Annotated in this window: 14 protein-coding genes; 12 read left to right on the top strand and 2 right to left on the bottom strand. The window is 65.3% G+C overall.

Annotated elements, in window-relative coordinates:
• Positions 1–68 precede the first annotated feature (68 nt).
• The 3 genes from NKI37_RS23145 to NKI37_RS23135 all read left to right on the top strand — a co-directional run bounded on the left by NKI37_RS23145 (position 69) and on the right by NKI37_RS23135 (position 3,855).
• Positions 69–1,580 (top strand): ABC transporter ATP-binding protein, encoded by a 1,512-nt coding sequence (locus NKI37_RS23145; protein WP_023715879.1) that lies wholly within the window; start codon positions 69–71, stop codon positions 1,578–1,580.
• 281 nt (positions 1,581–1,861) lie between these two features.
• Positions 1,862–2,914, top strand: a complete 1,053-nt coding sequence (locus NKI37_RS23140; RefSeq protein WP_352787133.1) for an ABC transporter permease — start codon at positions 1,862–1,864, stop codon at positions 2,912–2,914.
• Positions 2,911–3,855 (top strand): ABC transporter permease, encoded by a 945-nt coding sequence (locus tag NKI37_RS23135; RefSeq protein ID WP_023732921.1) that lies wholly within the window; start codon positions 2,911–2,913, stop codon positions 3,853–3,855. Before NKI37_RS23140 ends, NKI37_RS23135 begins: the two co-directional genes overlap by 4 nt.
• 210 nt (positions 3,856–4,065) lie before the next feature.
• Here the strand turns inward: NKI37_RS23135 and NKI37_RS23130 are convergent, their stop codons facing one another.
• Positions 4,066–4,833 (bottom strand): SDR family NAD(P)-dependent oxidoreductase, encoded by a 768-nt coding sequence (locus NKI37_RS23130; protein WP_027050522.1) that lies wholly within the window; start codon positions 4,831–4,833, stop codon positions 4,066–4,068.
• A 232-nt stretch (positions 4,834–5,065) separates the two neighbouring features.
• Between NKI37_RS23130 and NKI37_RS23125 the strand changes: the two genes are divergently transcribed.
• Both NKI37_RS23125 and NKI37_RS23120 read left to right on the top strand, forming a co-directional pair.
• Positions 5,066–5,221, top strand: coding sequence for a hypothetical protein (locus NKI37_RS23125; protein WP_023670454.1), 156 nt, complete (start codon positions 5,066–5,068; stop codon positions 5,219–5,221).
• A 170-nt stretch (positions 5,222–5,391) separates the two neighbouring features.
• The gene (locus tag NKI37_RS23120) at positions 5,392–6,351 is read left to right on the top strand and encodes an LLM class flavin-dependent oxidoreductase (protein ID WP_023732922.1); all 960 of its coding nucleotides are present in this window, start codon (positions 5,392–5,394) and stop codon (positions 6,349–6,351) included.
• A 195-nt stretch (positions 6,352–6,546) separates the two neighbouring features.
• On the opposite strand, the gene NKI37_RS23115 is transcribed toward NKI37_RS23120, so the two are convergent.
• On the bottom strand, positions 6,547–7,215 hold the full coding sequence (locus NKI37_RS23115; protein ID WP_023686098.1) for a cysteine hydrolase family protein: 669 nt from the start codon (positions 7,213–7,215) through the stop codon (positions 6,547–6,549).
• Between the two features lie 344 nt (positions 7,216–7,559).
• Between NKI37_RS23115 and exbB the strand changes: the two genes are divergently transcribed.
• The 7 genes from exbB (at position 7,560) to NKI37_RS23080 (ending at position 13,626) form a co-directional block, all read left to right on the top strand.
• The gene (gene exbB, locus NKI37_RS23110; RefSeq protein ID WP_352787131.1) at positions 7,560–8,537 is read left to right on the top strand and encodes a tonB-system energizer ExbB; all 978 of its coding nucleotides are present in this window, start codon (positions 7,560–7,562) and stop codon (positions 8,535–8,537) included.
• 6 nt (positions 8,538–8,543) lie between these two features.
• Positions 8,544–9,002 (top strand): TonB system transport protein ExbD, encoded by a 459-nt coding sequence (gene exbD / locus NKI37_RS23105; protein WP_023726082.1) that lies wholly within the window; start codon positions 8,544–8,546, stop codon positions 9,000–9,002.
• Positions 8,999–9,949, top strand: coding sequence for an energy transducer TonB family protein (locus NKI37_RS23100; RefSeq protein ID WP_352787130.1), 951 nt, complete (start codon positions 8,999–9,001; stop codon positions 9,947–9,949). The genes exbD and NKI37_RS23100 overlap by 4 nt, the downstream gene beginning before the upstream one ends.
• 171 nt (positions 9,950–10,120) lie before the next feature.
• On the top strand, positions 10,121–11,215 hold the full coding sequence (locus tag NKI37_RS23095; RefSeq protein WP_352787129.1) for a transporter substrate-binding protein: 1,095 nt from the start codon (positions 10,121–10,123) through the stop codon (positions 11,213–11,215).
• Positions 11,212–11,811, top strand: coding sequence for an ANTAR domain-containing response regulator (locus tag NKI37_RS23090; protein WP_023715884.1), 600 nt, complete (start codon positions 11,212–11,214; stop codon positions 11,809–11,811). The genes NKI37_RS23095 and NKI37_RS23090 overlap by 4 nt, the downstream gene beginning before the upstream one ends.
• Positions 11,789–12,691 carry an ABC transporter permease gene (locus NKI37_RS23085; RefSeq protein ID WP_352787128.1) on the top strand — a complete coding sequence of 301 codons (903 nt, stop codon included), beginning with the start codon at positions 11,789–11,791 and terminating at the stop codon, positions 12,689–12,691. Before NKI37_RS23090 ends, NKI37_RS23085 begins: the two co-directional genes overlap by 23 nt.
• 14 nt (positions 12,692–12,705) lie before the next feature.
• Positions 12,706–13,626, top strand: coding sequence for an ABC transporter permease (locus NKI37_RS23080; RefSeq protein ID WP_023742169.1), 921 nt, complete (start codon positions 12,706–12,708; stop codon positions 13,624–13,626).
• The last annotated feature ends 22 nt before the right edge of the window (positions 13,627–13,648 follow it).

Raw genomic sequence — 13,648 nt, 5'->3', positions numbered from 1 at the left:
ACCCCACCCGCCTCGCTTCGCTCGGCACCCTCCCCTCGAGGGGGAGGGGTATCTCCGCAGGAGCATCCTTGTCCGCCCCTCTCATCGAAATGCGCGGCATCACCAAGAGCTTCGGCGCCGTCAAGGCGAATGAGGCTGTCGATCTAAGCGTCGCCCCAGGTGAGATCCTCGGCCTGCTGGGCGAAAACGGCGCCGGCAAGACGACGCTGATGAATGTGCTGTTCGGCGCCTATGCGCCGGATGCCGGCGAAATTCTTATCCAGGGCAAGACCGTGCGGATCACCAGTTCGGCCGATGCGCTGGCCGCCGGCATCGGCATGGTGCACCAGCATTTTCATTTGGCGCCAAGGCTGACGGTCCTGGAAAACCTTCTGATTGGCATTCCCGGCAAATCCGGCCGCATCGACCGCGCCGGCGGACTTGCCCGGTTGTCCGACATCAGCCGTCGGCATGGGCTGACGCTGGACCCCAACCTGCCTGTCTCCGCGCTGTCGGTCGGCGAGCAGCAGCGGCTCGAAATCGTCAAGGCGCTGTTTCGCGGCGCCAGCCTGTTAATCCTCGACGAGCCGACGGCGGTGTTGGCGCCGGGCGAGGTCGACGGGCTGTTTTCGGCGCTGCGCTCGATGGCGGCGCAGGGGCTCGGAATCATCTTCATCTCGCATAAATTGAACGAGGTGCGGGCGCTCACCCATCGCTGCACCGTATTGCGGCACGGCCGCGTCGCCGGCCGTGTCGACGATCCGGCGAACACGACATCGGCAGAAATGGCGCAGCTGATGTGCGGCCATGAGATCGTGCCGCCGGCAAGAGGACCTTCGACCCCAGGCGCGGCGGTGCTGACGCTCGACGGTATTTCCACCTCACGGCATTCGGGGACGCCGCTGCGCGATGTATCGCTTGCCGTTCGCGCGGGCGAAATCCTCGGCATTGCCGGGGTCTCCGGCAATGGCCAGCGGGCGCTGGCCGAGGTGATTTCCGGCACGCGCGCGCCCGACGCCGGCGCGATGACGATAGCCGGCAAACCTGTTACGCGGTTCTCGCCGCGCGAGGTGCAGGCGCTCGGCCTTGGCCGCATCCCGGAAGACCGTATGACGACCGGGCTGGTCACCAATCTGCCGCTCGCCGATTCCATGGTGTTGCCGCGCATTGGTACTGCGGCTTTCAGCAGCCGGGGCCTGCTCAAGCCAGATGCGATCCGCGCCTTCGCCGAAGAACAGATCAAGGCCTATGACATCAGGTGCCCCGGGCCGATGACCCGCGCCGGCGCGCTGTCGGGCGGCAATCTGCAGAAGGCGCTGCTGGCGCGCGAACTGGCTTTTGACCCGAAGGTGCTGATCGTCTCGCAGCCGACGCGCGGCCTCGACATCGGTGCCGCCCGCTTCATCCACGAAAAATTCCTCGACATGCGTGCCAAGGGCTGCGGGATCATCGTCATCGGCGAGGATCTCGAAGAGCTGCTGGTGCTCTGCGACCGCATCGCGGTGATGTATGAGGGCCGCATCGCCGGCACGCTGGACAGCGCCGATGCGACCATCGCGCGGCTTGGGCTGCTGATGACCGGGGCGGAGGGCAGAGCCTAGATGGACTTTCTCACTCGGTTCCTCGCAGAAACCTCAAATAATACTGCCCGCTTTTGGCTGACTTTAAGCGTCAGCGCTGCCCCTCACCTGCCTGCCGGCATCCTCTCCCCGTATAGAGACGGGGAGAGGGGCTCTCACCCATGGTTTCGCCAATCACCACAGCTGCAAGAGGGGAGTTGCATAGGGCCCGGATCCCTTCTCCCCGTGTCTATACGGGGAGAAGGTGCCGGCAGGCGGATGAAGGGCGGCGCGACCGTCTGGGCGGCGGAGGGGCATAGCTGATGTTCCGCCTCGAAGCCCGCAGTTCCACCCCCGCCTGGTTCAATCTCGCTTTGCCGCTGCTGGCCATCGGCGCAGCGCTGGTCCTGTGCAGCGGCCTCATCGCGCTGGCCGGCGCCGGCCTGCTTGAGGCCTATGGCGTGATGCTGTCGGCCTCGTTCGGCGACAGCTATGCCATCACCGAAACGCTGGTGCGCGCCGCCCCGATGATCTTCACCGGGCTGGCTGTGGCCGTCGCCTTCCGGGCCAAATTCTGGAACATCGGCGCCGAGGGCCAATTGCTGGCCGGCGCCGTGGCCAGCTGCTTCGTCGGCGCCATCCCAATGCCGGGCGCGCTGGCGATCCTGTCGATGGCGCTGGCGGGCGCTGCTGCCGGTGCCGCGGTAGCGCTGGTGCCCGCGACGCTCAGGGTCAAATTCAAGGTGGATGACGTCGTCAGCTCGCTGCTGCTCAACTCGGTCATCTACTATGCGCTGATGGCGCTGATCGAGGGGCCGTGGAAGGACTCGTTCAGCGGCTATCCGATCTCGCCGCCGATCGAGGATTCGGCGAATTTCCCGGTGCTGCTCGAAGGCACAAGGCTGCATCTGGGTGTCATCGCCGCGTTGATCGCGGCACCGTTGATCTGGTTCCTGATCGTGCGGACCACGCTCGGCTTCCGGATCAGGGTCACCGGCGAAAGCCCGGAAGCCGCCCGCTATGGCGGCATCCACGTCGAGCGGGTGCTGATCTCGACGGCGCTGCTGTCGGGCGCGCTGGCCGGGCTTGCCGGCGTCGGCGAGGTCGGCGGCGTGCATTTCCAGGTGATGAGCGACATTTCGCCGGGCTATGGCTATTCCGGCATCGTCGTTGCCATGCTGGCCAGGCTCAATCCGCTCGGCGTCGTACCGGCGGCGATCTTCCTGGCCGCCGTGATGACCGGCGCCGAAGCGATGTCGCGCGCCACCGGCGTGCCGGCGTTCCTCAGCGATGTCATCCAGGGCACGGCGCTGCTCGCCATGCTGGTGGCGCTGCTGTTCACGGCCTATCGCATCCGCCGCGTCGGCGCCTTATGAGCGCGGTGTTCGAACAGATCTTTCAGGTCGGCTTCCTCGCCGCCATTATCCGCATCGCCACGCCGCTGGCATTTGCCACGCTGGGCGAGATGTTCTCCGAGCGGGCCGGCGTGCTCAATCTCGGTATCGAAGGCATCATGCTGCTCTGCGCGATGACCGGCTTCACCGCCGCCAGCCTCAGCGGCAGCCTGTGGCTCGGCGTGCTGGCCGCGGTGTTGACCGGCATGGCGATGAGCGCGCTGCATGCGCTGTTCACGGTGGCGCTCGGCCTCAGCCAGCATGTCTGCGGCATCGGCGTTACTTTGTTCTCGTCCGGCCTTGCCTATTTCCTCTACCGTCTGACCTTCGGCCAGCAATCGGTGCCGCCCAGCATCAAGGGTTTTCAGACGGTGCCGATCCCGCTGCTGTCGGATATTCCGGTTCTGGGGTCAGCGGTTTTCAACCAGTTTGCGCTGGTCTACTTGGCAATCATTGCCATCCCGCTCGCTGCTTTCGTGCTCTACCGCACGCCTTGGGGGCTGTCGGTGCGGATGGTCGGCGAGAACCCGCGCGCCGCTGATTCCGCTGGGGTCAGCATCATCGCCACGCGCTTCCAGGCGGTCATCCTCGGCGGTGCGCTGATGGGGCTTGCGGGCGCCTTCCTCACCATGGCACAGTTCAACGCCTTCACCTTTGGTGTGGTGTCGGGCCGTGGCTGGGTGGCGATCGCGCTGGTCGTGTTCGGCCGCTGGGACCCGTGGCGCTCTGCGGGCGCGGCGCTGCTGTTCGCCTTCGTCGATGCGCTACAATTGCGCATGCAGGCGAGCGGCCTCGGGCATATTCCCTATGAGGCGTTCTTGATGCTGCCCTTCATTTTCACCATCGTCGCGATGGCCGTGATGTCACGCAACGCGGTTGCGCCGTCGGCGCTGCTGAAGCCGTTTCGACGAGAAGAGCGGTAAGGCGAGTAGGACTTGGCGCCCTTCCTCTCCCTCCGGGGGAAGAGGTGGCGCTGCGAAGCAGCGACGGAGCGGGGAACCACCTCGCCACTGTTGCCAACGGGTGCGCATGAATCTTCCTTGCGCCAAGGGTCGACCCCCACTCCGTCGAGTTGCGCTCGACACCTCTCCCCCGATCGACGCGGGAGAGGAAGGGCGCCAAGCCTGGGATACTCACATCGCCGTAAAACCATTATCGACAAACAGATGCGTGCCATTGACGAAGCTGGACTCATCGCTGGCGAGGTACAGCGCTGCCTTGGCCACTTCCTCCGGCTCACCGATGCGGCCCTGCTGTGCGGCCAATGCGGCGTCCGACACGTCGACGCCGAGCTTGCCGAGATCGGCGACCTCGCGCAGGCCGTGCGGCGTGCGGATGAAGCCGGGACAGACGGCGTTGCAGCGTATGTTGCGGTCGCGGAATTCGACTGCGATGGCGCGCGCGAACATGTGGCAGGCGCCCTTGGTGGTGTCGTAGAGCACCTCCATGGGTGTGGCCGCCACAGCCGAGATCGACGAGGTGCAGACGATCGAACCGCCACCGGCAGCGATCATGCCCGGCAACACGGCGCGCGTCATCAGGAACATCGAGCGGACATTGACCGCATGCAGCCAGTCCCATTCCTGCGCTGTCGTCTCCAGGAACGGCTTTATCACGATGGTGCCGGCATGGTTGAACAACACCGTGGCCGGGCCGAGCCTGGCAGTCGCCGCCTTCACTGCGGCCTCGACCTGCGCCTCGTCCGAGACGTCGGCCACCCAGTGTTCGGCGATATGTCCCCGCGCGCGTATCGCCGCCGCAGTGGCTGCCGCCGCCTCGCCATTGCGGTCGATGATCGCCACCTTGGCGCCTTCGGCGGCGAACAATTCCGAGGCCGCTCCGCCCATTCCGGTCGCGCCGCCCGAGATGATTGCAATCTTGCCGGCTAGTCTTGTACCCATGTTCTGTTCCCGTTCCCGATCGAAATGATCCGCATTTATGCCGGAATGGCGATGCTATCGCCTATGCAGACGTCGGCCAAGCTTGTCGCTCGCTTGTCGCCAGCAGGGGTCCCCCAGCAATCCAAAACCAAATAATAAGGCATACTGAGAAAATCGTTCTACATATCGCCAAAAAATAGCACTCGACAAAGTCTACTGATTTTATAGATTAATCCGCAAGACGGAGGTCGATATGTCCTATATCCAGAACGCCGAGACGGACCGCACCAGCCAGAGGCTGGCCAATAGCCAGGCTTTCCGCCCGGCCTATGCCGGCGCCTTCGCCTATCTCGTCTTTGCCCTTGCGTTCGTGTTCACCGGGGCAGTCGTGCTCGGCTTGATTCCCTGACCCGTTCAGGCCGAAGGGTGGCGACCTATCGCTTTCAGTGAGTGACCGGAGTTGATGAACCGAATGCGGATGCGCTTTGGCGCTGACCGCTTGTTTTTACGCATGTCGTCGTCTCAAAAACCGGGGCCACTTTTGGGCGACATACATCCAACGTGATGGAGGAGATGGCAATGCCGATCGAGTTCACGCATGTTCCCGGTAAAACGCATGCCGCCGACGCCGGTTCGGCCGTTCCGTTCTTCTATGATTTCGTCGAGACGGCGACAAAGCTGTCGCTGATCGAGGATTCCGGCTTCCAGAACATCGTCGTCGACGACCCGGCCGGGCTGTTGACCAATATGGACATCGCCGCCCAGGCGCTGGACCGCACCTCGTCGCTGGAAGTGGTGCTGACGCACTGGGCCGGCGTGATCGCGCCTGCGGTTGCGGCGCGGCAACTGGCGGCGCTCGACGCCAGGAGCGGCGGCCGGCTGGCGCTGAGGATGCTGAGCGAGCCGCTGGATGACGACGATGCCGAGACGCGTCCGGTCGGCCACACCGTGGTCTGGCAGCGCATCGACGAATATCTGGTGCTGCTGAAGCGGCTGTGGTCGAACGACCGGCCCTTCGACCATGAAGGTGCGTTCTACAGCATCAAGGGTGGCTATGTGCCGCGCAAGGGGCCGCATGGCGTCGATATCACCATCCGCATGGGTGGCCAGTCCGGCACGGCGCTGAAGGTCGCCGGCCGCCATGCCGACGTCTTCGAGCTGGCGCCTGGTTCGCCCGACGAGATCCGCCAGCTGATGGAACGGGCGCGCAGCGCCGCCGCCGAGCATGGCCGCGCCGGCAAGCTGCGTTTTGCGCTTCCGGTCCGGGTCCGCTCGGAGGGTGGCGCCTCTACCGTCGGACACAAGGCGGTCGAACTTTCCGGACCACCGGCGCAGATCGCCCTGTCGCTGCTGTCCTATGCGGCGCTGGGCATCAGCGAGTTCATGATCGTTGGCGTCGACAGGCCGCGCGAGATCGCCGGCGTCGGCCGCGAGACGATCGCGCTCTTGCGTAATTCGCTGGCACGCCGTGAGGCGGAGGTGCCGCAGCCCGGCGCGTTTGCCTCGCGGGGCGGGTCGGATATTCACGCAGCTGGGTAGCGAGATCGCGATCGGGAACGCCGGCGGGGACAGCACCCCCCTCTGTCCTGCCGGACATCTCCCCCTCAAAGGGGAAGATTGGCAGCTTGAGCGCCGGCTCTCAACGTTGGTAATTGGCGAAAGCCGACGTGATGTCTGATCGCCCTCCTTGCGGGGGATGCCCGGCAGGGCAGAGGGGTGCTGTCCCGCCAGCGTCTAATCACCACTCAGCACTGCCAGCGCCTCCAACACCGCGTCAGATTCCGTCAGCGTACCAAATACCCCGTCCTCCACCGTCACCATATGCAGCGCCGCGTCATGCGCGTATTGGTCGCCGCTGGCGCAGGCATCGGCGATGGTCAGGCACTGGAAATTGCGGTCGCAGGCCTCGCGCAGCGTCGTGTGCACGCAGACATCGGTCGTGCAGCCGGAAAAGATCAGATGGGTGATGCCGCGTGCGCGCAGCACAAGTTCCAGGTCGGTGTAGGTGAAGGCGCTGTTGCAGGTCTTGTCGACGATGATGTCGTGCGGCGCGACGTCGATGTCGGCGACGATCTGAAAGCCGGGGCCGGAGCGCAGCAGCACGTCGGTGCCTTCGAGACCCGCCCGCTTGCGGCGCCATCTCTCGTACGGCGTCATGTCGGCCATGTCGCCGCGATATCCCTGCCTGGTGTGAATGATGGTGAGGCCGGCCGCGCGTGCCGCTGATATCAGTCGGTTGACCGTAGGCAGGATGGCGCGCAGCGGCGCGGGGTCATAACCCTTCCTGGCGAAATAGCCGGTCGGCGAGAGGAAATCCTCCTGCAGGTCGATGACCAGCAGCGCGGTGTTTGCCGGCACCAGCCGGCCGTCATAGGGGAAATCGAACGGTATCGCCTTGATCATCGCAGCCTGCCTCAATTGCTGCTCGGCATCGTGGCCCAGCAACCCTGGGCCGTCCATCCCTCGGTGCGACGACACCAGGTAGACCGATGCCAGGACGATGTGCCGTTGAGACATCGCGCCCACAATCGTCGGCCAAAAAGCCATCTTGTTTGTTGACTGCAAAGCTCATGTTTTATAGTCAAGCAGGGGCACTCGGCCGCCTGAATTGTTTTCCAGCGGCGGTGCCGCGTTTGAGAGAAGCCAGAATCCGTGGCTGGAGTTTTCGGGGTCGAGATGGGGGTGTTCCCGCATCCCGTCACCGGCCAGCCGATCGGTTACGTGCAATGACGAAGCGAGGACGAAGCGTGTCCAGAAATGGTTTGTTGGCGGCGCTGGCCGCGGTCATGCTGTCGGCCGGCAGCGCTGCTGCGCAAGAGCAGCCAAACACGCAGCCCAGGGTGACGACGGTGCCCGCTGCAGATCCCCAGTCGGCGCCAACCGTAGTCGAACAGCCCGCCACGGCTGCGCCTGTCGCGCCGGCTTCGCCAACTGCCGGGCAGGCGGCGCCGACCGCGCCCCAGCCGGCAAACCAGCCCGGTGCATCCGCGCAGGCCGAGCCTTCGGCAATATCGCTGACGCTGCCGCACGATCTGTCGCCCTGGGGCATGTTCATGGCCGCCGACATCATCGTCAAGGCGGTGATGATCGGGTTGGCCTTCGCCTCGCTCGTCACCTGGACGGTGTGGCTGGCCAAATCGCTGGAGATTCTCTTCGGCAAGCTCGGCGCCCGGCGCGCTGCGCGCGCCATCGGCAATGCCGCCACACTGCGCCAGGCCGGGCGCTCGCTTGGCAACAGTGGCGGCCCCGGTGCGCTTTTGGTGCGGGCAGCCGAGGAAGAGACTGCCCTTTCGGCCGGTGCGCTTGGCCATGTTACCGGCGACGGGCTGAAGGAACGCGTGACGTCGCGCCTGTCGCGCATCGAGGCGGCGGCGGCGCGGCGCGTGTCGCGCGGCACCGGCGTGCTGGCGACGATCGGCTCGACGGCGCCCTTCGTGGGCTTGTTCGGCACCGTCTGGGGCATCATGAACGCCTTCATCGGCATCTCGCAGGCGCAGACCACCAACCTCGCGGTCGTCGCGCCCGGCATCGCCGAGGCGCTGCTCGCCACGGCGATGGGCCTGGTCGCGGCCATTCCCGCAGTGGTCATCTACAACCTCTTTGCAAGGTCGATAGCGGGCTACCGGCAGATTCTTGCCGATGCCTCGGCCGGGGTCGAACGGCTGGTCAGCCGCGATCTCGATTTCCGCACGGTGCCGCAGGCGCCCGCGCTGGCGGCGGAGTGATGGGCCATGGCGGCTAGAATTCGCGAGGCTATCGATGGCGATCTCGAAGAAAACCACGAGATCAATGTCACCCCGTTCATCGACGTCATCCTGGTGCTGCTGATCATCTTCATGGTCGCTGCCCCTTTGGCGACAGTCGACGTCAATGTCGATCTGCCGGGTTCGACGGCGACGCCAGCACCCCGGCCGGAAACGCCGCTGTTCCTGACGCTGAAGGACGATCTGACGCTGGCGATCGGCAATGACAGCGTGCCGCGCCAGGCTTTCGCCGCGGTGCTCGACGGCAGAACCAAGGGCGACAAGCAGACCCGCATCTTCCTGCGTGCCGACAAGGCGGTCGGTTATGGCGAGCTGATGGAGGTGATGAACCTGCTGCGCGGCGCCGGTTATCTGAAGATCGCGCTGGTGGGGCTGGAGACGGTGCCGGCGGACGCATCCGCGGCGCACCCGGGCGCCGCCCCGTGACGCAACTGGCCGCCGCCGCCCCCGCGGCGCCGCGCGCCGGCGTGCGCGAAATTGGCTTGTGGGCGGCTGCGGCCATTGTCATTGTCGGCGCGCATGTCGCGATCGTCTATGCCGTCCAGAGCTTCAGCCTGGCCAACATGGCCGATGGCGGCCCGCCGCCGGCCGTGGCTATCGAGCTGTCGCCGATGATGGTGGCGCCGGCGGTGCAGGAGGACTCGATGGCCGACGTGGTGACGCCCGAGCCGCCGAACCAGATCGAGGAGGCGGTTGCCGAACTCAAGCCCGTCGTGGAGCCCGAGCCCGGTCAGCCGGAGCCGGTCACCGAGAAGACGGAAGCGGTTCAACCCGCCGCTCCGATCGAGACGGCAGCGGCCGAGCAGCCCGATCAATCGCCGCCGCTGGATGAGGTGGTGCCCGACATCGTCCCGACCATAGCGCCGGATGTGGTCATTCCGCCGCCCCAGACCAAGCCGGTGGAGACCACGCCGGCGGAGACCAAGCCGATCGAGAAGGCGAAGAAGGCTGCCGAAAAACCCAAGCCGAAACCGAAAGAGAAGAAGGAAAAGGCCGCGCCGGCGAAAGCGGTCGTGACCGCCAGTGTCGATCAAAAGGCAGCGGCGAAGGCGTCGGCGCCGAAGGCTTCGCAATCGAGAGGATCATCAGTCAGTGCAAGCAAATGGAACTCCCAGCTGATCGGATGGATCAATCGGCACAAGCGCTACCCGAGCGCGGCAAGGTCGCGGCGCGCCGGGGGTACCGCAAATGTGACCTTCGTCGTCAGCGCTTCGGGCAAGGTGACCTCCGTCCGGCTGACACGATCTTCGGGGGACGCCGATCTCGATCGCGCCGCGCTCGGTATTCTGCAGGGTGCGACGGTGCCCGCGCCACCGCCTGAGAAGGCCGGTACGGCTGTCGTGGCGCCTTTGATGTTCACGCTGCGGAACTAGAAGCAGCCGGACAAGGCCGATCCCATGACCACGTACTTTCCCGCTTGACTGACCCGCCGGACCGAATACGCTAGCGCAAAATACCGGCCTTGGTCGCCGGGCGGCAAACATGCCTCGTATGCCTCGCCCTCCGGCGCTGGCTGCGGGGCATTGTCATTTCTGAGGATCGGTTTGAAACGGCGTATCGAGATCGGCATCCTGTATTCCCGCTCGGGCAGCTACCAGCTGGTCTCCGATGCGTGCCGGATGGGCGCCATGCGCGCCATCGCCGACATCAATGCCGATCGGACCTATGGCATCGAACTGGTTCCGGTAGAGCGCGATCCGCAAAGTAATGCCGATCGCTACGCGACTTTGTGCGAGGACATTTTCAGGACCAGCAGTGCCCGCCATGTCGTCGGTTGCGTCACCTCGTGGAGCCGCAAGGAAGCCATCCCGGTGCTGGAGAAGGCCGGCGGCATGCTCTGGTATGCCTGCCCCTATGAAGGGTTCGAGGCCAACGAGCATGTCGTCTACATGCACGCCTGCCCCAACCAGCATCTGGTTCCGCTGATGGCGCATGTCGTGCCGCGTTTCGGCGCCAACGGCTTCCTGCTCGGCTCGAACTACATTTGGGGCTGGGAGATGAACCGCGTGGCGCGCGACCTGATCGCGGATGCCGGCGGCAAAGTGCTGGGCGAGCGCTATCTGCGCATCGGCGAGACCGACGTGTCGCGGCTGATCGCCGAGGTCCGGGCGACGCGGCCGAGCTTCATCCTCAACAATCTGATCGGCACCTCATCCTACGCCTTCCTGGCGGCTTACCGCGAGCTGGGCGATGAGGATGCGGCATTCAGGCCGGAAAACTGCCCCGTCATCTCCTGCAACCTCACCGAAGGCGAGTTGCCGGCGATCGGCGAGACAGGGAAAGGGCATCTGTCGGTCGGGCCCTATTTCGCGCCCCGGCCGGCTGCCTTCGCTTCGTCCTTCGAGGCCTCCGCCTATGCCTCGGTGCAGGTGATGGCCGACGTGCTGTCGCGCGACACTGATGCCGGCCCGGCGGAATTTTCCAAAGCCTTCGCCGAGCGACGCTTCTCCACCCGGCTCGGGCCGATCGCCATCGACGCCCACTCCCAGCACGCGACGCTGCCGGTGATCATCGGCCGGATCGCCGATGGCTTCTTCGAGGTCGTCAGCCAGGAGGATGAGGTCGCGCCGGATCCCTATCTGTCGCGCTACGACCCCGCCAAGACATTCGGCCGTCCGCGCCTGAGGGTGGTGTCATGACCCGGACGCGCATCCCCAATCTCGGCGGCGCGCGGGCTTTCATCCTGCATCGCCCGCATCCGACGGTGCAGGCCATCACCAGGCAATTGTCGGCCATCGGCCTGGCTACGATCGACTGCTGGCCGGAATTGCCGCCGGAAGCTCTCGCCGCCGATTTCGTTTTCTTCGATGCCGATCTCGGCTTTGACGAGCAATTCCCGTGGAAGCCGGGCGAGGCGCCGATGCCGCTGGTGGCGCTGATCGGTTCCGAGGCGCCGGGGCGTATCGAATGGGCGCTGTCGCACAAGGCCGATGCGCAGCTGCTGAAGCCGGTCGGCAATGCCGGTGTGTACAGCGCATTGCTGATCGCAAGGCAGAGCTTCGAGGCACGCAAGCATTTAGCCGGCGAGATAGCGTCGCTGCGCCAGCGCGTCGCCGAGCGCCAGACCATTGTGCGCGCGGTGACGGCGCTGTCGAAAGGCAGCGATGACGAGCGTGCCTATGCACAACTGCGATCGCTGGCGATGAGCTGGCAGATCAGCGTCGAGGATGCCGCGCGCAGGATCGTGGCAATGACGGATGAGGAAGGCGGCGATGACCAGTCCCATCGCGCCTGATCTCCCGGTACGCATGCCGGCAAAACCGCGCGCCGGCGTCTGGCGTCGGCTGGTCAAACGCCGCCTGGCGCTGCTCGGGCTGGTCATCGTCGCCATTGTTGTCGCCGGCGCTGTGCTGGCGTCCCGGCTGACCGGCTACGATCCCAACGAGCAGATGTTCGACGGCCTGACCATCGACGGCTCGCCGCTGCCGCCCAGCGCCCAGTACTGGCTCGGCACCGACCTGCTCGGACGTGACCTCTTGACCCGCATCCTCTACGGCGCCCGCACCTCGCTCATCATCGGCATCGTCGCCAATGGCGTGGCGCTTTTGATCGGCACTTTGGTGGGCGTCACCGCAGGCTATTTCCGCGGCTGGATCGGCAGCGCGCTGATGCGCTTCACCGATCTGATGATGGCGTTCCCGGCGCTGCTGCTCGCCATCTGCCTGGCGGCAGTGTTTCAGCCGAGTCTCTGGATCGTCGCCATGGTCATCGCGCTGGTCAACTGGGTGCAGACGGCGCGTGTCATCTACACCGAGACATCGTCGCTGGCCGAACGCGAGTTCATCGATGCCGAGCGCAGCATCGGCGCCGGCGCGCCGCGCATCCTGTTTCGCCACATCCTGCCGCATCTCCTGCCCACCATCATCGTCTGGGGCACGCTCGGCATTTCCACCACGGTGCTGCTGGAGGCGACGCTTTCCTTTCTCGGCATCGGCGTGCAGCCGCCGACGGCGTCGTGGGGCAACATCATTTTCGAGAACCAGACCTATTTCCAGGCCGCGCCCTGGCTGGTGTTCTTCCCCGGCGCCGCAATCCTGGCGTTGGCGCTGGCCTTCAACCTGATCGGCGACGCATTGCGCGACATCCTCGATCCGACGCAAAGGGGCCGGGAATAATGGGGGGGCCGGTCATGATCGCCTATCTCGGCCGCCGGCTGATCCAGTCGCTGCTCATCCTGCTTGGCGTCTCGCTGATCACTTTTGCGCTGCTCTACCTCTTGCCGGCCGACCCGGTGCGGCAGATTGCCGGCCGCAGTGCTACGCCGCAGACGGTGGAAAACATCCGCCAGCAACTCGGCCTCGACCAGCCTTTCGTGGTCCAGTATTGGCACTACCTGACGAAGCTCGTCAGCGGCGATCTTGGCCGCTCCTACATACAGCGCTCGGAGGTTACCGAGCTCATCGTCTCGCGGCTGCCGGCCAGCCTGCTTTTGATGGTAGGCGCCATCCTGTGCGAACTGCTGATCGGGCTCTCCATGGGCCTGATCGCCGCCGTCAAGCGCGGCACCGCCACCGACCAGACCCTGATGGTGGCCTCCTTCGTTGGCGTCTCGGCGCCGCAATTCGTCGTCGGCCTGTTGCTGCTCTACGTCTTTGCCGTGCGGCTGAGCTGGTTTCCGATCGGCGGCTACGGCACATGGCGCCATCTGGTGCTGCCGTCGCTGACGATGGGCGTACTCGGCGCCGGCTGGTATGCGCGCATGATGCGCTCGTCGATGATCGACGTGCTGCGCCAGGATTATGTCCGCACGGCGCGGGCCAAGGGCCTGGCGCGCAGCGCCATCATATTCCGCCATGCCTTGCCCAACGCCATCCTGCCGGTCATCGCCATGATCGGCATCGACATCGGCATCTTCATGGGCGGCATCGTCGTCGTCGAAAGCGTGTTCGGCTGGCCGGGTATCGGTCAGCTGGCGTGGCAGGCGATCCAGCGCGTCGACATTCCGATCATCATGGGCGTCACGCTGGTCTCGGCCTTCGCCATCGTGCTCGGCAATCTGCTCGCCGACATCATCGCGCCGTTCATCGATCCCCGCATCAAGCTCAGATGAAAATGAAACAGAGAAAGGGAAC

The organism is Mesorhizobium sp. M0626, from assembly GCF_040320665.1.
In the GTDB taxonomy this organism is placed as follows: domain Bacteria; phylum Pseudomonadota; class Alphaproteobacteria; order Rhizobiales; family Rhizobiaceae; genus Mesorhizobium.
The sequence above is the reverse complement of the archived record's forward strand: the minus strand, read 5'-3'. Positions and strand labels throughout refer to the sequence as shown.